Origin of the sequence: Hymenobacter profundi (assembly GCF_019334315.1) — a bacterium.
GTDB lineage: Bacteria > Bacteroidota > Bacteroidia > Cytophagales > Hymenobacteraceae > Hymenobacter > Hymenobacter profundi.
In genome coordinates this window covers 1-21,423 of record NZ_JAHWGL010000072.1, presented here as the reverse complement: position 1 = coordinate 21,423, position 21,423 = coordinate 1, and the positions used below count along the sequence as shown (strand labels likewise).

The following is a 21,423-nucleotide window of genomic DNA, read 5'->3' as shown; positions in this document are numbered from 1 at the left end:
ATTCAGGATACGACGGCACGGAGCGAAAAAGCGGGAACCGAAGTTCTGGGCCGTACCTTTGGAGGTGATGCAAGCCTTAAACCTGCCGCCTTTCGACTACAAAGTTACAAATTCGGGCGGAAATATCCTAATCTGGGACGTGCTGCGCCGCAAGCACGTAGTTCTGACGCCCGAAGAATGGGTGCGCCAGCACGTGGTACACTACCTCACCGGCCACCTGGGCTACCCATTGGGCCTGCTTTCTCTGGAACGCGGCCACGCCTACAACCAGCGCCGCAAACGCACCGACCTCTGTGCTTACAATGCCCACGGCAAACCCTTGCTGTTGGTAGAGTGCAAAGCGCCCTCCGTTCCTATTACGGCTGGGGTGGCCATGCAGGCCGCTACCTACAACCAGACCATCGGCGCGCCGCTGCTGCTGCTCACCAATGGCCTGGAGCACTATTGCTGGCGCGTCGATTTTGAGCAGCGCACCAACGAGCGGCTGAGCGAAGTGCCCCCTTACGTAGTGGCAGGGTAGGGGCCAGCATCTGGCAACTAGTGTTGAAGCAACTTCTGTAAATTAGAGGAAGGCAGGAATAGAGACGCGGAAGATATTTTTATGCCGCAACAGAGTTGCATTGTAAAATGCCTGCCTACCTTTGTGGTTCATCTAGTTTTCATGCGTTGCTGCTAACACGAGCTTGCCGTCATCAACTAGTAGCCTGGTGGCTGCTGCTGTTGCTCGGGCGTATTCTAACGCCAGAGACGGCTGTGCTGAGCCTGCACGCGCACAAGCATACTACCGTCGAGCCGGCTCGGGCAGTGGCAGGCCAGGGTAGCGCCAAGGCCTTGTTAACGTCTCAGCACCAGCATTGTGCGGTGGAGCATTTTTATAATGCGCCTCTTCAGCGTGTAGCTGCGTTGCGCATAGTAGCACCGTGGCGCGCACCGGCCTACCGTTGCTATCGGCCGTTGGCTGCTGTACATCGCGTCTCTTATACTGGATGCCGACCTGCCTTACGTGGGCCGCCAGTGGGGTAGTCTTGTTTCGGTAGCAAGCTGACTTATTCTGCCGAACTACTACCGTGTTTCTGTACTGGTTGTCTTTCGGGCTCTACGCCGGTTTCGGGCTACCTTTTTAAGTGCAACATACCTTCATCTTATCGTGTGTGGGTAGCGTTTGCACGTAGCCCACTAGGCCCGAAGAAGGGTAGCATGCCTATTCTCAATTGCCATTCGGGCGCCTTTGTAAGGTTGCAATGCGCTAGCGGTTGCCGCGCCTAGTCTCGCGTTGCGAGCCATCCCTTCAACTTCTTCTCTCAACTGCCACTTCCTAGTGGCCGGCCTGGGCGTACGCCATAGGTTTCACAGCACTTTTATGCGACAACTCTTATTCGCTTTTTTCTGGTTGATGCCACTGTTGACCTTCGCGCAACAGCAAGGACAGATTACAGGGCGCATTCTCAGCGCTGATAATAAGCCCATTGAGGGCGTATCAGTAGTAGAAACCACGGGGCGCTTTTCTGCCCTCACCGATGTGCAGGGCCGCTTTACGCTCGATCAGCTGCCGCTGGAGCAAATCACGCTCGTCACGCGCACCCTCAACTTCAGCGAGGAGCGCCGCACGGTGCTGCTCACGGCCGAGGCACCCCGTGCCACCGTCGAAATACGGCTGAACGCCAGCTCCAACGCCTTGCAGGAGGTAGAAGTACTGGGCCGCAAAGAGACTACCTATAAGAGCGACTACAGCTTTGTGGGCACGCGCACGGCCACGGCACTCATTGATGTGCCGCAGTCGATTTCAACCGTGACCAAGGAGCTGATGGAGGACCGGCAGGTATTTCGCCTTACTGATGTGGTGCGCAACGTGGCCGGCGTGGCGCAGTACTCGCACTATGACGACTTTACCGTGCGCGGCTTTCGCAACGGCTACGAAAGTGGCTTCCGGCTGCTGAACGGCCTGCGCTCGGGTTTCAGCTACGGTAACTCGTTTACGCAAGCGCCACTCACGGTGAACCTGGAGCGGGTGGAGGTGCTGAAAGGCCCCGGCGCGGCGCTGTTTGGCGATATCAACCCCGGCGGCACCATTAATATGGTCACGAAAAAGCCGCTGGCCGAAGCTCGCAAAGCCGTTACGTTTTCCACGGGCAGCTTTAATACCACCCGCGCCACGGCCGACTTCACGGGGCCGCTCAACGAGCAGAAGAACGTGCTCTACCGCTTCAACGCGGGCTACGAAAAGACCAACACCTTCCGCGACGTGAACGACACGAAGTCGCTGATGATAGCGCCCACGGTGACCTTTCTGGTGTCGGACAAAACCACGCTGAACGCCGAGCTGGTCTACACCCATATTGATGGCTACCTCGACCGCGGCCTACCCATCCGGGCCAACGACTTGTACGCGACGTCGCGCTCCTTGACGCTGAGCCAGCCCAGCGACTACTTCCGCACCAACACCTATTACCTGAACGCCTCGCTCACCCACAAATTCACGGATTGGCTGACGCTGAGCGCGTCCTACCTCGACTTCACCTACAACGAGAACCTGAGCGAGCACCGCACCCTGAACAGCTTTGCCGATGCGCCCGCCAACACAGTTGTGAACCTGCGCTACTTCGACCGCCGCGCCGAGGAGTACACCAAAAACCTCTCGACCTACTTCTCGCTGAACCGCAACACTGGCCCAATTGCCCACAAAGTGGTAGTAGGCGCCGATTACATCCGGTTCAACACCGACAAGCAAAGCACCATGTTTGAGGCTCGGCAGAAGCTGGTGAACGGTGTTGCCACTCCGCTGACCTTCGATTTGAAGAGCCCGCTGTACGAAATTCAGGACCCGACCAAGTACATCCGCCGGCCCTTGCCGCAGTTCTTCGTCGACTACATCAACTCGGTGTACCACACGGTGGGCATCTACGCCCAAGACCAGCTGGAAGTGACGCCGCGTCTGGGCCTGCTGTTGGGTGTGCGCTACGAGCTGTTTGCCGACGAGCGCGACTACCCCGACGGCTCTACCACTGTTCCGCAGCGTCGCTTGCTACCCCGCGCCGGCCTGACCTACTCCCTGCTCGATAACCTGAACTACTTCGCCAGCTACAGCTCCGGTTTCCGGCCGTTGAAGCCCGAATATATCCGGTTCCCGGAGCGCTACGGCCGCAGCTCGGCTTTCAGCCCCGAAACCAGCTACCAAGTAGAAACTGGTTTGAAGGGCGAGTTCTTCAATAAGGCGCTGTTTGGTACGGTGGCGGTATATCAGATTGAGAAGCGTAACCAACTGGTAGCCACCAACGGCCTCACGGCCGAAGGCGGGCAGGTGTACCGCCAAAACGGAATAGCCCGCTCGCGTGGCGCAGAGGTAGAGTTAACCGGCAACGTGCTGCCGAACCTCAGTCTAAACCTAAACTACGCCTTCAACCGCACGGAAGTGCTGGATGCCGATTTGCAGGCCGAAGACGGGCAGCCGCTCGCCAATGCACCCAAGCACATGGGCGGCCTGTGGGCAAAATACGTCTTCACAGTGCCAGGCTTGCGTGGCTTTGGGGTAGGGATAGGCGGCAACTACGTGGGCAACCGCCGCAGCGAAAACCAGGTGAAAGCAGTGGGTACAGGCGAGGAATACTGGGCGCAGTGGCCTAGCTACACCGTGGCCGATGTGGCGCTGTTCTACACCATCAACCGCTTCAACTTCCATGTGAACATGAACAACGTGTTCGACAAATACTACTTCGTGGGCGGCTACGATTTCTTCCGCACCAGTCCCGGTGCCCCCCGCAATTTCATGGCAACGCTGGGGTATACTTTCTAGAAGCTAGCTCCCCTCCTTTTTTAAGGAGGGGGTAGGGGGTGGTAAAACTTGTCAGAACGATGCTAAATCTAGCTCTTTAACTCTAGCCGGAGCCATCCCAACCCCTCAGAAAGGGAGGGGAGCTAATGCTAAACCACAAACAACACATGACCTACATCCTCGAAGCCAAAGACCTACGCAAGCAGTACCCCGATAAGCTGGCGTTGCGTGGCCTGAACTTACAGATTGAAGCCGGCGAAGTGTTCTGCCTCCTGGGCCAGAACGGCGCTGGCAAGAGCACGACCATTAACCTGTTTCTGGGTTTCATTGAGCCAACGGCCGGGGCGGCCTACCTGAATGGGTTGGAGGTGGCCGCCAACCCGCTCAAGATCAAGCAGCACTTGGCCTACATTCCCGAAAACGTGATGCTCTACCCACACCTCACGGGGCTGGAGAATCTGTCGTTGTTCAGTAGCCTAGCGGGTTTCTCCTACAAAGAGAAGGAGTTACTGGCCTACCTAGACCAAGCCGGACTACCCGTCGAGGCCGTGCAGCGGCGCGTGGGCACCTACTCCAAAGGCATGCGCCAAAAGGTAGGCATTGCCATTGCCGTGGCCAAGCACGCCAAAGTGCTGCTGCTCGACGAGCCTACCTCGGGCCTCGACCCCAAGGCCAGCAACGAGTTTTCGGAACTACTGCGCCAGCTGAGCCAGCAAGGCACGGCCGTGTTCATGGCCACGCACGACATCTTCCGAGCCAAGGAGGTAGGCACGCGAGTAGGCATTATGCGCGAAGGCGAGCTGGTGGACGTGCGCCCCACCGCCGCGCTGAACGCCAACGAGTTGGAGCAGCTCTACCTCACCTACATGCAGTAGTCGCCTGCCGGTCCGACGCCGCAGGCGTCCGAACGGTCGTCGTTTGCTGGCATCCGTGCCGCTTGCACCAAGCGTCTGCAACATCAGCACGAAGCCCTACAAGACAACCGTTCGGACGCCTGCGGCATCGGACCGGCGGGACCCGTGAGACAGTTCGCACCAAAACAAACAGACAGTTCTAGTTCTAGCCCATGATACAGAGCATTGCCCAAAAAGAATTCGTGAGCACCCTGCGCGACCGGCGTTTTGTGGTGCTGAGCGTGTTGCTGCTGGCCCTGCTGCTGGCGGCCACGCTGGTAGGTAGGGCCAGCTACCGCACCCTGCAACAGGAGCGCATGGTGGCACAGCAAACCGTTAACGAACAGTTTCACCACCAGCCCAACCGCCACCCGCACCGGGTGGCGCACTACGGCTCGTTTGCCTTCCGGCCGCGCTCGGGGCTAAGCTTTCTGGATGCGGGGCTGGACTCGTTCACTGGCGCGTCGGTGTTTCTGGAGGCGCACCAGCAGAACAGCGTCAACTTCAGTCAGGCCCAGCAGTCGGGCTCTCTGATTCGGTTTGGGGAGCTGACGGTGGCGTTTGTGCTGCAAGTGCTGGTGCCGCTGCTCATTGTTTTCCTGTGTTTCAGCGCTTTCACGGAGGAACGCGAGACGGGTACGCTCAAGCTACTTGTTAGTCAGGGCGTGCCGCTACGGCAAGTGGCGTGGGGGAAGATTTTGGGTTACGGCCGCGCCGTGGCATTGGTGGTAGGGCCAGCCCTTGCGCTGGCTGCGTGGCTGCTGTTTGGGGAAGAGTCGTTTGCCCACACCACCGATGTATGGGTGCGGCTGGCCTTGTTTGTGATAAGCTACGCGGTGTATTTCTTCCTGTGGATAGTGGGCGCTGTGGTGGTGTCGGCACGGCAGCGGCACGGACGCTCGGCGCTGGTGCTGCTGCTGGGTTGCTGGATGCTGGGCTGCATCATTCTCCCCAAAGCCACGGCCAACCTGGGCGCTACCTTGTTCCCCACCATCACCAAAGCCCAAATGGACGCCGACGTGCACGAAATGGCCCAAAAAGGCATCAACGGCCACGATCCGCAGGACCAGCGCACGGCCGCCCTCAAAGCCAATCTGCTAAAACAATATGGCGTCGATTCCGAGGAGAAATTGCCCGTGAGCGTGGGCGGCCTGGTAATGGCCGAAAGCGAGGCCTACACCAGCAAGGTGTACCAGCAGCATTTTGCCGACCTCACCCGCACCTACGAGCGTCAAAACGCTATTTCCAACTGGGCCGGGCTATTGAATCCCTACCAAGCCATCCGGCCGCTGTCGATGGGCCTGGCGGGCTCTGACTTTGCCCACTACGTGCACTTTCAGCAGGCCGCCGAAAGCTACCGCTACCAGCTGGTGCAGCGCCTCAACCGCTTGCAGGCTGGCATGGGCTACGGCGATAAAGAGCGCAAGCTGGATGCCGCCACCTGGCGGGCCATTCCCACCTTCGCCTACCAGGCGCCGCCCGTGGGCTGGGCGTTGGGCTACCTGCTGCTGCCCGCGCTGGCCTTGCTGCTGTGGGCTGTGGGGTTGAGCTGGCTCGGGCTGAAAGTAATTGATAAAACCCCTGTTGTGTAGGCTGATGAAGATTTTCTGGATTTTAGTACAATACGAATGGCGGCACTTTAAAGCCGCCAAAGGGCTTGTGGTGCTCACGGGCCTAGTGTTGCTGGTGGGGCTCTACGGCATCTACTACGGCACCACCGAAATAAACCGGCAGCGCCAGCACCTGGCTGAGCTGCCTACCCTAGCCCACCACAACGTGGAGGAACTGAAAGTTAAATTCCCGAAGCCTGCCGATGCCGGCGAAATTGGGTACTACCACACCACCTTTGCCGTGCACCACCCGCTAAACTGGGCAAGCCTCTCGCTGGGCCAGCGCGATGTGAACCCTTCTTACGTGAAGCTGCGGCTGTTGGGCCTGCAAGGTCAGCTCTACGCCGCCGAAAACGTGAACCCCACCAAAATGCTCAGCGGCAACTTCGACTTGGCGTTTGTGCTGGTTTACCTGTTTCCGTTGCTGATTATCGCCTTGTGTTTTAATCTGTTGTCGAGTGAGCGGGAGCAGGGGATCCTGCCGCTACTGCTGGCGCAGCCGGTTTCGGCGGGCGTGGTGGTAGGGGCCAAGCTCACGTTTCGGTTGGGGCTGGTGCTCGGGCTAGCGTGGGGGCTGTCGGGGCTGGGCATGCTGTGGGCACAAGTGCCGCTGGATGGTAGGGTAGGGGTATGGCTGGCTTTGGTGATGCTGTATTGCCTGTTTTGGTTTGGGGTGGCGCTGGTGGTAACGGCGTGGCAGCGGCCGTCGGCCTTTAATGCGGTGGCGCTGGTGGGCGTGTGGCTGTTGCTGCTAGTGCTGGTGCCGGGCCTGCTGAACGTGTACGTAGCCGCGAAGCGCCCTGTGCCCCAGGGCATCGAACTGACGGTGAAGCAGCGCGAGGAAATCCACGGCGGCTGGGACAAGCCCAAGGCTGAAACGATGCAGCGTTTCTTCGCACTCTACCCCCAATGGCGCGACACGGCTACTATTCGGGAGCGGTTTGTGTGGCGTTGGTACTACGCCTTCCAGCACCTCGGCGACGTGTCGGTGCAGCCCCTGGCAGCCGCCTACACCACCGGCCTGCGTCAGCGCTACGAGCTGGTCGAAAAGCTCAACTGGCTCTCGCCGGCCATCAACGTGCAAACCAGCCTTAACGCCCTGGCCGGTTCCGACCTGCCTACCCACCTGGCGTTTCAGCAAAGCGCGGTGCGTTATCACGACGCGCTACGCACCTATTACTACCCTTTCATATTCAACAAAACCCCCTTCACCCACACCGACTACGCCGGCGAGCCTACCCACACGTTCACTAGCACCTCCGAAACCCCTACGGCCGTGCAGGGGCTGTGGAAGCTATTGATTAGCACGGGGGTAGTAGGAGCCGTGGGGTTGCTACTGTTCCGGGCGCGGCCCGTGGCCCCGCGCTAAGCTCTACGTGTTGGTCGGACGCCACAGGTGTTCGACCAACACGTAGAGCTTACCTCATAGTATGCTCACCCGAACGCTTTTTTTTACTGGCTTGCATGACCGTGTTTTTCAACGCTGATGCTGCGCCGGTAAAGCCCTTCGTCTTCCAAAACCAAATTATTAAACCAGCTCGAAGCTATCTATCTACTACCTTTTACAGATGATAAGGACAGCACGATGATACCGGTAAGCGTATTTTATGGCACCAAAAAGGGGCCTATAGTGGGCATCATAGACGGCGTACACGGCTACGAATACCCGCCCATCGTGGCCGCCCAGCAGTTTGTTCGCTGGACCCTACCCAGCTGAGCGGCACCGTTATTCAGCACGCCGCCAGTCAGCAAAGGTCAAAAGTTGTTCAGCATCGGGCACGTAGAGTAGTCTTAGCCAGCGATGGAGCTGGTTGGAACAAATTGGCTTACCACCTGCGCTAATTGCTCGGGATGTTGCGTGCCGAGCAAGAACTTTTCTCCGCTCTTTTTGTGCAGCAGCAGGCCGGTCTTGCCTTTTGCATTGTATACCGTGCCGTAGGTAGGGGAGGCTCTGATGCCATACCCTACAAACCCGTACCGGATGATCTCAGCCTTCTGAATGTCAGCCCAGGTTAGTTGCGTGCTGGTTAGCGGAGTGTAGCGCAACTGGATTCCTTGCGCGTTGACGTTCGTGCGGAGGGTGAGGGAATAAAAAAAGGCGACGATGGCTGCTAGAAAGACAGAGGAAACCAGCAACCCGGTATTCGACATAGGATGGTTGCCGAAAGGCTGGCCTAGAATAACTTGCTGCGTAATGCCCCACACCCAAATACCCACAACCCCCGCCAGTAGGAGCCACAACCACCACTGGGTCATTTTTTGCGTTTCCTGGAACTCCACCATGGCGTAAAATTCTACGTGAGACTCTATTATAATGTATCGTTCTCTCTAATTGGTGCAGCCTAGATAGTGTTTTTTAAGGATGTATTCAAATGATATGCAAGAACTTATAGGATTCGGATATTGGCGTAGCTTGTTTGAACCTGCCTTGCCTGATCCGGCCCGGTTTGTAGATGAGCAGTGGGATGCTAAGACGCGTCAAGCTGTGGTCCTATACTTAAAACAGGGGTATCCTCTATCAGCATGGATGGGCTACAGTTGGTGTCGCTTTCGGTGCGGAATAGCTAATAATCAGTTGGGCAGCTGTGACTTGACGGATGGCACCTACTGTTGGCCTGAAGGTTTGGTGCACTACCTCGAGTGTCATGCCGTGCGTCTTCCCGATGCCGTGGTGCAGCATATACTAGCCCAGCCAACCTTTCCTCACCACAGGGCGTCGCAGACGCCGGAAGTAACTCCCGTATCAACAGTCTGGTGGGCCAAGCAGGCAGGATGGAACTCTCAGGCTAGCAGCTTTTTCGGGGAAAGCGAGGAGATTGAGCGAGAATACTTGCGACTACTTAAATAGAGAGAGGTAGAGTGCAATTACGCTTCTGAGGCAGAAGGAGAATCTTGGAAGCAAATGACAAGTTATTTACATAGTAGGAAAAGATGCTGATATAGATAGGATTCGTATAGAGTAGGTATAAAATAGAATAATTATAAGTATATGGGGAGATAATTGTTTAACAGAATGTTGTCCGATTTTTAAGCCGCTTATGTTAATATTATTATATCACCAATTTTTTGTGCAAAATTTCAACATTTAACAATTTGGTGATGATTGGATCCTACTGGGCATCGTAGCTTTGTGCGTTGTTTTGTGCCCCTGCTGGTAGGGGGCTGTTTTGGATCCTTTTATCTACTTCATGCCAACACCTTTACGCTTGGGTAGCCGCACCGCTTGGCTGCTCTGCCTGTCTTATTTTGCCCTCTCGGTACCGCGTGTGCTGGGGCAAACCACGCCCACAGGCGCGACGCAGGAAACCTTCGATACGGGCACAAAACCCGCCTACCCGGCCGGAGAAGTGACCTTCCCCTCCGGTACCTGGCTGCTCACCGACGCCGTAGTAGGCGCCGCCGAAGCCGACCACAAGAACGGTGCGCAGGCCGTACGCCTCCAACAGGCGGGGCGCCTGACCATGCAGTTCTTCCTACCCAACGGCGCTGCGACCATCACGGTGCAGCACGCCCTCTACGGCACCGATGCCAGCAGCAGCTGGGAGCTGTGGGCGCAGCCCCAAACCGCTTGCAATTGCGACAAATGGACTAAGGTAGGCAGCACGGTATTCACCACCAGCAGCACGCTGCAGGCCGCTGCCTTCACGGCCAATATTCCGGGTGCTGTCAAGTTTGAGATTCGCAAGACCTCAGGCGGCGCGGCACGGCTGAACATCGACGATTTTGCGGTGACGCCTTTTGGTGCTACGCTGCCGTCGGTAGACAACTCCCACTTGGCGCTGGGCAACCCCAGCGGGGCTACCGCCGACCCAAGCTACCCCAACAACTACCTGCTCGACAAGCCACAGTACGCCGTGTCGTATAGCCGCGACCGGGGCACGCCCAACTGGGTGAGCTGGCACCTCGACGCCTCGGACCGCGGCAGCGTGGGCCGGCAGGATAACTTCCGCAACGACACCAGCCTGCCCGATGGTTGGTACCAGGTGCAGTCGAGTAGCTACACGGGCTCGGGCTTTGATAGGGGGCACAACTGCCCCTCCGCCGACCGTACCTCTACGCGGGAAAACAACTCGGCCACGTTCCTGATGACGAACATGATTCCGCAGGCGCCCAACAACAACCAGAAAACTTGGGCCAACCTAGAAAACTACGGCCGCACCTTATTGCCTGACAACGAGGTGTATATCATTATGGGTAGCTATGGCGTGGGCGGCTCGGGCAGCAACGGCGGCACTACCACCACCATCGACCAGGGCCGCGTAACGGTGCCCAACCGCGTGTGGAAGGTGCTGGTGATTTTGCCGGTCGGCGACAACGACGCGGCTCGCGTCACGGCCGGCACCCGCATCATCGCCATCGACACGCCCAATATCAACTCGCTCAGCGAGCAGTGGGGCGACTACCGCACCTCCGTGGATGCCATTGAGGCCGCCACGGGCCTGGACCTGCTCTCGGCCCTACCCCTGGAAGTGCAGGCCGTGGTGGAAGCGAAAGTAGACAACGGCCCGACTAATTAACCTTTGATTTCTCACGGTTTGTCGCGGCCCCGCCGCTTTTCTATGGATACACGTTTTACTCTTTCCTCTTTCCGGCGACCTGCGCAGCACCTACTGGGGCGCGCCCGTACGCTGCTGGCGCTTACGGCGCTAGGTAGTTTGGCTCTGCCGGCACAGGCCCAGCTACCCCTCACCGGCACCGCTACCACCGTTGATTTCAACGAGTTGGGCACCACGGCGGCCGGTGTGCTGCCGGCCGGCTTCACTTTCTCGGCCGAAGCCGCGCCTTCCTACACCAGCGCCAACAACTATACAGCCTTCACGCAGGCTGCCAACGGCAATAACTTCACGGCGGGTGGCACCTACAATTTCGGGGCAGCCGCGTCTTCACCGGACCGCGCCATTGGCTTTCTGGCCAGTGGTAGCTATACGGTGCCGCGCCATGTGCTGTTGGCCGTGCAAAACACGTCTGGCGCTACCATTCAGGACCTGGCGGTGGAATTTGCGGTGGAGAAGTATCGCACCAACACTCGCGCGTTTGAATGGCAGTTCTTTGTGAGTACTGATGGCGTGACCTGGGAGGCGCAACCCGCGGCTACCGAGAGCTTGCCGGCGGGTGCCAACGCCTACCACTACCCACCTGTTTCGGCCACCAAACAGCTGACGCTCACGGGCCTCAACCTGCCTGCCAATGCTACCTACTACCTGCGCTGGACCTACCTGGGGGTAGGAGGGGCCACCAACGCCCAGGGTATTGGGCTGGATGATGTAGTGCTGACGCCTACCCTGGCTGGTGGCACTACCCCTACGCCCACGGCCAGCATCAGCACCACGCCCTCGGCCTACGCGGGCTCTTATTGCCTGAGTACCAGTGCTGGCAGCGCCGCGTTTGAGGTGCCCTTCACTGCTACGGGCACGTTCAGTGGCCCGTTCAAAGTGCAGTTGTCGGACGCCAATGGTGTGTTTCCGGCGAATACCACGGCTAGCATTATCGGCACAGCTACTAGCTCGCCGGTTTCGGCGGTGCTGCCGGCTGGCACGCCCAGTGGCACCGGCTACCGCATTCGGGTGGTGAACGATACGCCCGCGACGCTCGGCAACGACAACGGTACCGACCTGACGGTGACGTTGGCTTCGCCTACCAACGTCGTAACAGTAACGCCTGCGGGTAGCCAAACGCTGGCCACCACGGGCACCGGTAATCTGCTGACGGCCACTGCCGCTGCGCCTTCTACGTTCAGCTGGGAGTACGGCACTAGCCCAGCCGGCCCATTTACGCCCATTGCCGACGCTACGGGATCCTCCTACCGCGTAAGCGGCTCCGATTTTCCTGGTGTGGGTACCTATTATGTAGTAGCCAGCGCCACCACCGACTGCGGCAACGTAACTGGCCGCAGCACTCCCATCACCATCACCCTGACGGCCCCCCAGCCGGAGCTAGCCGTTTCGACTACTACCTTGGCCGACTTCGGCAGCGTAGTAGCGGGTGGTTCTTCGGCAGTTAAGTCGTTTACGGTGAGCGGTGTCGGGCTCACGGCGCCTGTTCTACTCACGCCCCCGGCGGGTGTTGAGATTCGTACGGGTAGCAATCCGTTTGCCTGCTGCACCATTTCGCTGGCGCCTACCGGCGGCACCGTGGGTAGCACCACTATCGACGTGCGCTTTGCCCCCACGGCGGCGCAGGCCTATCAGACCGCTATTCCTGTGACCAGCACGGGCCAACCTGCTCAAGCCGTAACGGTTAGCGGCACCGGCACGGCACCCGTGTATCCGGCCACGCTGAGCACTACGGCCGTATCGGCTGTGGCGACTACCAGCGCCACCACCGGGGGCACTATCGCTAATGATGGCGGCAGCCCTGTAACGGCCCGCGGCATCGTGTGGGGTACGGAGGCGAATCCTACCCTAGGCACCAACCGCACGGTAGATAGCACCAGCGCCAGCTCTTTCACAAGCAAGCTGATTGACCTGTTGCCCGGTACCACATACTATGTGCGCGCCTACGCCACTACGGCTGTAAGCACGGCCTATGGAGAAGAATTTACCTTCACCACCGCCACCGTGGCGCTGGCCGCCGAGCCTACCGTGCAGCCCACGCTTACGGCCACGCAGGTAACCAGCACATCCATACAGTTGCACTTAGCAGGTGGCGACGGTGCCAAACGCTTGGTGCTGGTGCGCCAGGGTAGCGCCGTAAGTGCGCTGCCCGTAGATGCTACCACCTACACTGCCAACGCAGCCTTCGGGCAGGGTAGCCAAGTGGGCACCGGCAACTACGTAGTGTACAGCGGCAGCGCCGATAGCGTGCTGGTTACTGATCTGCGTCCCGCCACGGCCTACACGTTTGCCGTGGTAGCGTTCAACGACAACAACACGCCTTTCGCAGAGAACTACCTGACCACGGCGCCCGGTACTTTGGAGCAGACCACGCCGGCCGCCCCAGCGCAGCTACTGCTAGTAGAAAACTTCGAATACCCTGCGGGCACGCTGCTGACTGACAACAACTGGACCGCCCACAGCGGCGCAGGCTCCCGCGCCCTCACCGTGGTAACGCCCAGCCTGAGTTACCCTGGCTACGACGCCAGCAACATCGGCAACGCCACGGCCCTGACGGGTAGCGGCGAAGACGTGAACCGGCCGTTTGCGCCGGTGTATGCCCGCACGCCGGTGTATGCGTCGTTTTTGGTGAACGTGAGCAATGCTACTACCACCGGCGACTACTTCCTGCACTTGGGTCCTGCCAACCTGGGCTCCACCTTCCGGCCGCGGGTGTTTGTACGCCGTACGAGCACGGGTAAGCTGCAATTCGGCATCAGCGGCAGCGGTGCGGCTACCTATACCACTACGGAGTATGAGCTGAACACCACGTATCAACTGGTAGTGAAGTATGTGTTCGACGAAAGCGGCAACGTGAGCCAGCTATTCATCAATCCGGACGCCGCCGCCGAGCCGGCCACCGCCACTATCAGCGTCAGTGAAGCCGGTAACTCTTCGCCCTCCGATATCGGCACGCTGGCCCTGCGCCAGGGCTCCAGCTCCCCGGCGCTGGTTATCGACGGCATCCGGGTAGGCACCACCTACCGAACCGTGCAAACCGGCATCACCTGCGAAACGCCCCAGCCAGCCTTTACGGCTACTACTGCTTGCGCTGGCACGGCCACGGCCTTCACCAACACCTCTACGGTGGTGGAAGGCAATGCTACGTTCGCTTGGGATGTGGATGGCGACGGCAAAACCGACTACACCACCAAAGGCGGCTTCACGCACACCTACGCCGCGGCCGGCACCTACCAGGCCACGCTGACGATTACGCAGGGTACGTGCGCTGACACCTACACGCAGGCCGTAACGGTGAATGCACCGCCCGTAGTAACCGTGCCTACCCTAGCACCTGTAGCGGCCGCGTATGGCCAGACAGGCGCCTCCGTAGCATTTGCCGCTACAGTTACAGGTAGTCCGGCTCCTGAGCTGACGTACTCTATTGTGCAGAACGGCACCGTAACGCCGATTACTTCGCCCTACATCTTCCCGGTGGGCACTACCACCGTGACGGCTACCGCTACCAATAGCTGCGCCACGGTAAGCCAGCCGTTTACGGTGACGGTGCAAGCCACGGCTGCCAGCCTGAGCGTGCTGCATCAGGATGCCGACCGCCAGCTCACCAACAACACCATCAAGCCCTACCTGCAACTGCGCAACGAGAGCAGCGCGGCTATTCCTTACCAGCAGCTGACGGTGCGCTACTGGCTGACGGCCGAAGATTACGCCACCTTACAAGGTGCCGTGGACTACGCCCAACTGGGAACGAATAACGTGCAATTGCGCTACGTGCCGCTCGCAGAGCCGCGTCAGGGGGCGTTTGGTTACATGGAATACAGCTTCTCGGCCGCGGCGGGCAACCTGGCTGCCGGTGCCAACTCTGGCCCCATCCAAGCACGCTTCTACAAGCAGAACTGGACCAGCTTCAACGAAGCCGATGATTATTCTTACGCCAGCAACAGCACTTACACCAAGAATGCACGCATCACGGTGTACCGCAACGGGCTGCTGGTAGGGGGCGTTGAGCCGGCTCCGGTAGCGGCCTCCCGCAACCTGCGCGTGTACGTGCAGAACACGTCTTCTTCTACTACGTCGAATACCATCAGCACTACCCTGCAACTGCGCAACGAGGGCAACACGCCTGTCACCTACCAGGACCTGACGGTGCGCTACTGGCTAAGCCCCGAGGGCACGGCCGCCTTGCTCTCTGCCGTAGATTACGCTCAACTGGGCAACAACAATGTGCGGATTGTAACGGGCCGCTCGGGCACGCAAACCTACGCCGAGGTGCGCTTCAGCGCCGCGCTGGGCACGTTTGGGCCGCTCAGCAGCACGGGCAACATTCAGTACCGCCTCTACAAGCAGGACTGGTCGGTCTTCCAACAGGCCAACGACTATTCCTACCAAGCCAAGGGCAACACCCTGCTGGAGAATGCCCGTGTGACGGTATACCTGCAAGGCCAGCTAGTGTACGGCACCGAGCCGGCCGGCACGCTAGCTGCTTCCGCTACCAGCACCTCGCTGACGTTGGTTGAAGAGGGTAACACCAGCGCCGCCGTGACCCTGCGCAGCTACCCCAACCCCTTCGCCGACCAAACGCAGCTGACCTTCACGCTAGCTCAGGATCAAGCTTACACGCTGGCCATCTACGACGTGAGCGGCCGCTTGATGCAGCAGCTACCCACCGGCACGGCCACGGCAGGGCAGCCGGTGCAGGTAACCTGGCAGCCCGCTGGCCTACCCGCCGGCGTCTACCTGGCCCGCCTGACCACGGCCAGCGGCATACAGCAAGTGAAGCTCGTGCTCCGCTAAGCTGCTCTGTACGGAAAGAGTAATAAGAAAAGCCCCCACCGGCGTAAGCTGGTGGGGGCTTTTTGTTGGTGCTATGATATTTGGATACTACCAGAAAAGCGGCTTTTGCAGTAGTTCAGAGCGAGATGCTTCGACAAGCTTAGCAGGGCGTTCTTTTGATGTAATGTTCATACCCTGATAGTATTACTCAAGTCAAAAAACTCCCTTGATACAGCATTATTTATACAACGTGTTATCTACCAATCCATTCACGTAAAACTGCACGCAGGCCTTTAACTCGTCTCCATACTGTCGCAACTTCTGCGGGTCAGGGTTAGGCAGAGGAGTAGCCGGGATGAAGTGCGTGCGGTAGGGGTAGAGGCGCACTTGATTATCGGCCGTTAGCTCCGTCACAAAATCAGTGTGAACCAAAAAGTAGCTGCCGCCGCTCAGAAATACGGCGCGGCCTGAGGTGTCCTGGTCGAACACGGAGTAGCCGAAGGGTAGGAGGGGGACGCCTGCGCCGCGGTGGAGGTAGTCGAGCACAGTGGCGGGCACGTCGGCTTGCTGGGTGATGCGGTGCGTGTCGGCCGGGGGTAGGGCGTGGCTAGAATGGAACAGCAATAGCGGCGTTTTGTAAGCGCCCAGCGTATTCTGGTAGCCCCGTTGGTCCGATTGAGACGTATGGTCGGCCAGCAGGATAAACAGCGTATTTTGATACCACGGCTGCCGGGCCGCTGCTTTGAAAAATTGCCGTAGCGCAAAATCGGTGTAGGCGATGGTGCGATGAATGGGCTGTGTGCCTTTGGGAAAGCGTTTTTCGTAACCGGCCGGTAACCCAAATGGCTCGTGCGAGCTGAGCGTGAACAGCAAGCTGAAAAACGGCTGCTGCTGTTGCCCCAGCTGCCGAGCAAAATACTGAAGGTAGGGCTCATCGAAAATACCCCAGTGACCGTCGAAATCGGGGCTTTGGGTGGCGTTGGGATATTCTTCCAAGCCCAGATAGCGCTGCATACCAGCGGCCCCAGCAAAGGTATTGAAGCCCATCGTGCCATTCTGCGCACCGTGATACATGCTGGTGCTGTAGCCCTGACGGGTCAGAATTTCGCCCAAGCCGTGCAGCTCATCGGTCTGGAAGTTGGAGGTGATAAACGGGCTTTCCAGCAACGACGGCAGCCCCGCCAGCGTGGCCGGCAATGCCTCAATAGAGCGCCGCCCGTTGGCGTAATGCTCCCGAAAAAACAGCCCTTGGGTAGCCAGCGAATCGAAAAATGGCGTGTAGCCGTGGCCGTTGTTTTCGACCCCTACATACTCCGAAGCGAAGCTTTCCAGCAACAGCACTACCACATTATCCGGACGCGGGGGTAGGGTAGGGGCTGGTAACGGACGCGCCGCCAGCGCCTGCCGTAAAGCGGTATCGGAGGCGAAGTATTGCCGGTGGTCGATGCTCTGGTAGCCTAGGCTCTTGATGAAGGTGAAGGTGCTGTTGAGCGCCAAATGGCCCAGCACGGCCGGCTGTTGCACAAAGGCCGCGCCGGTGCGCAAGGGTTTCAGCTGCAACCCACCCCGGATGCCCAATACAATCAACCCAATCAACACCACGAGTTGCGCCGCCCAACTGCCATAGCGCTGGGCCGGGCGTTGCGTACGCTGACGCGTTTGTTCGGCCTGCACGGTTCGCTGGGTAGGCATGGGGTACCACCACCACAACAGAGCCAACAACCCCAGCAAGGGGAGCAGCAAATACCAGTACTGCTCTACCAGCTGCCCCGCCTGCCGGCGCACATCGTCGCCGATGGTCGTCAGCTCATTGGAAGTACGTCGGCCAATAAACTTAAAATACTCAGCATCAATAATATTGAGTGTGATGCCCAACGTGTTCAGCAGCACATACAGCACGCGCAGCAGCCGTTGCCACCCGCGCCCATACGCCGGCACCACCGACAGCACCACCCACGGCAGGTTCAGCAGCAGCAAAGCCGCTATATCGAACCGGAAGCCGTGCCAGAAGGCCAGCAGCACTTGCCCGGTAGCAGCCTCCTGAAACGTGGTGTGGTTGGCCCAATAAAAGCCGAGGCGCAGCAGCAGGTATACCGCCAGCAGCAGCGAAAAACGACGCAGCAGCAGCCGAAGCGCAAGCGTAGGCATAGGCAGCGGCTAATGGTCGGAAGATGGCGAAATGCGCAGGGCCTGCCCATCGGGGAGGTTGCGAATCTGACGGTAGAAATCGGCTAGGAAAGCCAGACGCTCGGCCGTGGGCTGGGGGCGCAGCGTGCGCTGCTGGTTGGGTGCCTCCACGCACTGCGGCGGCTGAATGCTCAGCAGCTCGCCGGGGCGCAGGTGCCCGCCGCCTTTCAGGTAAGAAATCAGTATTTCCAGCCCCAGCGCCTGCTGCGGAAACTTCTCTACTCCCGCAATAAACTTCTCAAAATCAACTTGCAGGTAAGCAATTTCGCCGGTTTCGGCATCCAGGAATATCACTTCCTCACCGCGCAGCAGGAATTGGTTGCCGGCGTAATCCTCGGCAAACGGAATGTCGGTGGGGCGTACTTTTTGGTAGCGGGCGGCCAGTGCCGCCTCGCCCTCCCAGGCGTGGCGTAGCGAGTGCCACTCAGGGGCCAGGCAGCAGCCACGCAGGTGCAAGCCGCCCTGATAGGCCAGCAGGCCGTTGCACTGCAACAGGTAATTCTGCAACGCCAGGGGTAGGCGGGCAAACGTAGCGGCGTCCGATATCGGCTCGCCTTGGTAAATAACTCCTTTCATACGGTACTATATATACCTAAAATAGAACGTCATTTCGAACGCAGTGAGAAATCTCGCTCGTAGGTAACCCCAATCGTCAGGGAATTACCGGGAGCACGCGAGATTTCTCACTGCGTTCGAAATGACGTTCTAGTTGGATGACGTCCTTTCAGTTAAAAAGCAGCTTACGCTACCGGCGTCGGCATGGGCTTCAGCACCGATTCAACGCTGGCCAGGGATAGGCCCCAGGCATCGGCTACGCCTTTGTAGACTACCTCGCCGTTCACCACGTTCAGACCTTTTTGCAGGTCTTCGTTGAGTAGGCAGGCCACGCGCCAGCCCTGGTTGGCCAGTTTCACGGCGTAGGGTAGGGTAGCGTTGGTGAGAGCCAGGGTAGAGGTGTAGGGCACTGCGCCGGGCATGTTGGCTACGCAGTAGTGCACCACATCATCAATGATGAAGGTAGGGTCTTCGTGCGTGGTGGGGCGGCAGGTTTCGATGCAGCCACCCTGGTCCACGGCCACGTCTACGAGCACAGTGCCGGGCTTCATGTCCTTCAGCATGTCGCGGGTAATGAGGTGGGGCGCTTTGGCACCCGGAATCAACACGGCGCCCACAATGAGGTCGGCGGTTTTGATGGCCTCGCGGATGTTGTACTCGTTGCTGTACACCGTCGACACGTTTTTGGGCATGATGTCGTCCAGCTCACGCAAGCGGTTCAGGCTGATGTCCATCAGGGTCACTTGGGCGCCTAGGCCGGCGGCAATCTTCGCAGCCTGCGTGCCCACAATACCACCACCTAGCACGAGCACGTGCGCGGGCTTCACGCCGGGTACGCCACCCAGCAAGATGCCGCGGCCTTTCAGGGGCTTCTCCAGATACTTGGCTCCTTCCTGCGGAGCCATGCGGCCAGCTACCTCGCTCATTGGAATGAGTAGGGGTAGGGCGCGCGAGGGCAGCTCCACGGTTTCGTAGGCCAGGCACACGGCCTTGCGCTCCAGCATAGCGTGGGTCAGCTCCTCGCTGCTGGCAAAGTGGAAATACGTAAACAGTAGCTGGCCTTCCTTAATCAGCGAATATTCCTGCTGAATGGGCTCCTTTACTTTGATAATCATATCGGCCGTGGCGTACACGTCCTCAATGGTAGGCAGCATTTCGGCGCCTGCCTGCTGGTACTCAGCATCCTGAAAGCCGCTGCCCAAACCGGCCGTGGCTTGCACGTACACCGTATGGCCGTGCTTGCGCAGCTCGGCAACGCCGGCGGGCGTCAGACCTACGCGGTTTTCATTGTTTTTAATCTCTTTCGGAACGCCGATTAACATGGCTGAGAAGGAAAAAGTAGAGAAGTTGAAAAAGGAAATGCAAATATAGGTAGGGGTGAGGTGGTGAACGGATGAGTTTGGCGTTTTAGCTGCGCCACCGGCATAGTTTGCGCAAGTAGCGCCACCAGAACATCAAACTCACTAGTTCACCATCTCACTACTTAAACGGAACGCTCACGTCGCTTTCTTTCACTAGGCTGGCGGCGTTTAGGCTTTTGACTACCTCGGCTTTCAGCGTCAGTTTCAGGTCGCCGTGGGGGTCGTTGCTGGTGAGGGTGGCCTCGTCAACCATCGCGCCAAGCTTGCGCTGGGTGTAGATGATTTCCAAGGTGCCCTTCTGTCCGGGCTTGATGGGGGTAGGCGGCGTTTTGAACCCGATGCAATAGCAGCTCGATGTGATGCCGTTGAACACCAAGTCCTGCTTGCCTGTGTTCTGCACCTCGAAGCGTGCCACTGGCTGCTGCCCGGCCTCCATGCGGCCGAAGTTGTGCACCGGCTGGGCCACTACGGCCCGCGGCGCGGCCGCCAGCTCGGCCGGCGTAAGCGACTTCCGAATTTCCTCCTTGTTCAGCACGGTGCCCTTAATGGTAAGCACCGTGCTAGGCGCGGTGGTATTGGTCGTAACGGTGATGGTTTTGTTGAACACGCCCGGCCGACCGGCGCTGCTGTACATAGCTTTCACCACGCCCATTTTGCCGGGTAGGATGGGTGTGCGCGTCCACTCCGGGGTGGTGCAGCCGCAGCTGGCCTGCACGTTGCCAAGTACCAGGGGCTGATTGCCGGTATTTTTGAACTTGAACTCGTGAGTGGCTACTGTGCCCTCGGGCACTTTACCGAAATCGTGCAATTCTTCCTGAAATGTTATCACGCCCTGGGCACGGGCACCCGTGAAGCCCACAAGGCACAGCAGCAGGCTGGCAGCTAAGCGTAAGGAAATCGTCATACGTGCGTAGCAAAGAGGTAGGAAACAGGAAGAAGTCAGCAGCCCGAAATTCTCTCGGAGGTCGTAACTTAAACGGCAGGCTATCAGTTCCGGCAAAGATACGCATTGCCTGGCCTACCCCCGCACGAGCGCAGGCTACCAATTGCAACGCGCTCCTGCCCCGGCATTTTCCGTACTTTTGCGTCGCATACGTTCTTCCTTCTGATTCCTACCCGTCTCTCTTTTCTCTGTTTGTTTATGTCTACTACTCCTGAAACTGCCGACCTGCTCACCGCTACTGCTTTGCGCCGGGAAGACTTGCTGCACGATTACCGCCTGGGGTGGGAAAGTCGGCACGCCTCGTTGGCCGGGCGCAAGGAAGTATTCATGGGAAAGGCCAAGTTTGGCATTTTCGGAGATGGGAAGGAGTTGCCACAGCTGGCTATGGCCCGCGCTTTCCGGCCCGGCGACTGGCGCGCTGGCTACTACCGCGACCAAACCTTTATGCTGGCCATTGGCGAGTTGACGTTGCAGCAGTATTTCGCCCAGCTCTACGCCAACCCCGACGCCGAGGCCGACCCAGCTTCGGCGGGCCGGAGCATGGGCGGGCACTTTGGCACTCGTCTGCTCGATGAGGACGGGCAGTTCCAGAACCTGGCGACCAGCAAAAACTCCTCGGCCGATATTTCGCCCACGGCCGGCCAGATGCCGCGCCTGGTAGGGCTGGCCTACGCTTCCAAGCTGTTTCGCAACAACCCCGAACTACACCAATTCACGCAGTTTTCTAATAAGGGCAACGAGGTAGCCTTTGGCACCATCGGCAACGCCAGCACCTCGGA

12 protein-coding genes and 1 pseudogene are annotated in these 21,423 nt (G+C 58.9%); 8 read left to right on the top strand and 5 right to left on the bottom strand.

Annotated features, from left to right (window positions below; translation table 11 throughout):
• Nucleotides 1-67: 67 nt before the first annotated feature.
• The 5 genes from KYK14_RS15505 (at nt 68) to KYK14_RS15485 (ending at nt 7,641) form a co-directional block, all read left to right on the top strand.
• Nucleotides 68-520: a type I restriction enzyme HsdR N-terminal domain-containing protein gene (locus KYK14_RS15505; RefSeq protein ID WP_219160071.1), complete on the top strand. Its 453-nt coding sequence runs from the start codon at nt 68-70 to the stop codon at nt 518-520.
• Nucleotides 521-1,360: 840 nt separating this feature from the next.
• Complete coding sequence (locus KYK14_RS15500) at nt 1,361-3,790, top strand: TonB-dependent receptor (RefSeq protein WP_219160069.1); 2,430 nt, start codon at nt 1,361-1,363, stop codon at nt 3,788-3,790.
• 146 nt (nt 3,791-3,936) lie between these two features.
• The gene (locus tag KYK14_RS15495) at nt 3,937-4,644 is read left to right on the top strand and encodes an ABC transporter ATP-binding protein (RefSeq protein ID WP_246601876.1); all 708 of its coding nucleotides are present in this window, start codon (nt 3,937-3,939) and stop codon (nt 4,642-4,644) included.
• A 191-nt stretch (nt 4,645-4,835) separates the two neighbouring features.
• Nucleotides 4,836-6,254: an ABC transporter permease gene (locus KYK14_RS15490; RefSeq protein ID WP_219160067.1), complete on the top strand. Its 1,419-nt coding sequence runs from the start codon at nt 4,836-4,838 to the stop codon at nt 6,252-6,254.
• Between the two features lie 4 nt (nt 6,255-6,258).
• Nucleotides 6,259-7,641 carry an ABC transporter permease gene (locus KYK14_RS15485; protein ID WP_219160065.1) on the top strand — a complete coding sequence of 461 codons (1,383 nt, stop codon included), beginning with the start codon at nt 6,259-6,261 and terminating at the stop codon, nt 7,639-7,641.
• Between the two features lie 422 nt (nt 7,642-8,063).
• Here KYK14_RS15485 and KYK14_RS15480 read toward each other — a convergent pair whose 3' ends face one another.
• Nucleotides 8,064-8,528 carry a hypothetical protein gene (locus tag KYK14_RS15480; protein ID WP_219160063.1) on the bottom strand — a complete coding sequence of 155 codons (465 nt, stop codon included), beginning with the start codon at nt 8,526-8,528 and terminating at the stop codon, nt 8,064-8,066.
• 932 nt (nt 8,529-9,460) lie between these two features.
• On the opposite strand from KYK14_RS15480, the gene KYK14_RS15475 reads away from it, so the two are divergent.
• Nucleotides 9,461-10,789, top strand: coding sequence for a DNA/RNA non-specific endonuclease (locus tag KYK14_RS15475; protein ID WP_246601875.1), 1,329 nt, complete (start codon nt 9,461-9,463; stop codon nt 10,787-10,789).
• A gap of 42 nt (nt 10,790-10,831) precedes the next feature.
• Nucleotides 10,832-15,619: a cellulose binding domain-containing protein gene (locus tag KYK14_RS15470; protein WP_219160061.1), complete on the top strand. Its 4,788-nt coding sequence runs from the start codon at nt 10,832-10,834 to the stop codon at nt 15,617-15,619.
• A gap of 216 nt (nt 15,620-15,835) precedes the next feature.
• Here the strand turns inward: KYK14_RS15470 and KYK14_RS15465 are convergent, their stop codons facing one another.
• The 4 genes from KYK14_RS15465 to KYK14_RS15450 form a co-directional block, all read right to left on the bottom strand.
• Entirely contained in the window at nt 15,836-17,746 is a 1,911-nt protein-coding gene (locus KYK14_RS15465) for an LTA synthase family protein (RefSeq protein WP_219160059.1), read from the bottom strand.
• A 9-nt stretch (nt 17,747-17,755) separates the two neighbouring features.
• Nucleotides 17,756-18,361 (bottom strand): SMI1/KNR4 family protein, encoded by a 606-nt coding sequence (locus KYK14_RS15460; RefSeq protein ID WP_219160057.1) that lies wholly within the window; start codon nt 18,359-18,361, stop codon nt 17,756-17,758.
• Nucleotides 18,362-18,525: 164 nt separating this feature from the next.
• On the bottom strand, nt 18,526-19,662 hold the full coding sequence (ald, locus tag KYK14_RS15455; protein WP_219160055.1) for an alanine dehydrogenase: 1,137 nt from the start codon (nt 19,660-19,662) through the stop codon (nt 18,526-18,528).
• A 157-nt stretch (nt 19,663-19,819) separates the two neighbouring features.
• Entirely contained in the window at nt 19,820-20,605 is a 786-nt protein-coding gene (locus KYK14_RS15450; protein WP_219160053.1) for a DUF1573 domain-containing protein, read from the bottom strand.
• A 237-nt stretch (nt 20,606-20,842) separates the two neighbouring features.
• On the opposite strand from KYK14_RS15450, the pseudogene KYK14_RS15445 reads away from it, so the two are divergent.
• Nucleotides 20,843-21,423, top strand: a pseudogene (locus KYK14_RS15445) (transketolase); the annotation flags it as partial.

Coding starts and splice junctions, on each gene's coding strand:
- KYK14_RS15490 (WP_219160067.1), top strand. CDS start 4,836: ATGATACAGAGCATTGCCCAAAAAGAATTCGTGAGCACCCTGCGCGAC.
- KYK14_RS15460 (WP_219160057.1), bottom strand. CDS start 18,361: ATGAAAGGAGTTATTTACCAAGGCGAGCCGATATCGGACGCCGCTACG.
- KYK14_RS15470 (WP_219160061.1), top strand. CDS start 10,832: ATGGATACACGTTTTACTCTTTCCTCTTTCCGGCGACCTGCGCAGCAC.
- KYK14_RS15465 (WP_219160059.1), bottom strand. CDS start 17,746: ATGCCTACGCTTGCGCTTCGGCTGCTGCTGCGTCGTTTTTCGCTGCTG.
- KYK14_RS15480 (WP_219160063.1), bottom strand. CDS start 8,528: ATGACCCAGTGGTGGTTGTGGCTCCTACTGGCGGGGGTTGTGGGTATT.
- KYK14_RS15485 (WP_219160065.1), top strand. CDS start 6,259: ATGAAGATTTTCTGGATTTTAGTACAATACGAATGGCGGCACTTTAAA.
- ald (WP_219160055.1), bottom strand. CDS start 19,662: ATGTTAATCGGCGTTCCGAAAGAGATTAAAAACAATGAAAACCGCGTA.
- KYK14_RS15475 (WP_246601875.1), top strand. CDS start 9,461: ATGCCAACACCTTTACGCTTGGGTAGCCGCACCGCTTGGCTGCTCTGC.
- KYK14_RS15500 (WP_219160069.1), top strand. CDS start 1,361: ATGCGACAACTCTTATTCGCTTTTTTCTGGTTGATGCCACTGTTGACC.
- KYK14_RS15495 (WP_246601876.1), top strand. CDS start 3,937: ATGACCTACATCCTCGAAGCCAAAGACCTACGCAAGCAGTACCCCGAT.
- KYK14_RS15505 (WP_219160071.1), top strand. CDS start 68: ATGCAAGCCTTAAACCTGCCGCCTTTCGACTACAAAGTTACAAATTCG.
- KYK14_RS15450 (WP_219160053.1), bottom strand. CDS start 20,605: ATGACGATTTCCTTACGCTTAGCTGCCAGCCTGCTGCTGTGCCTTGTG.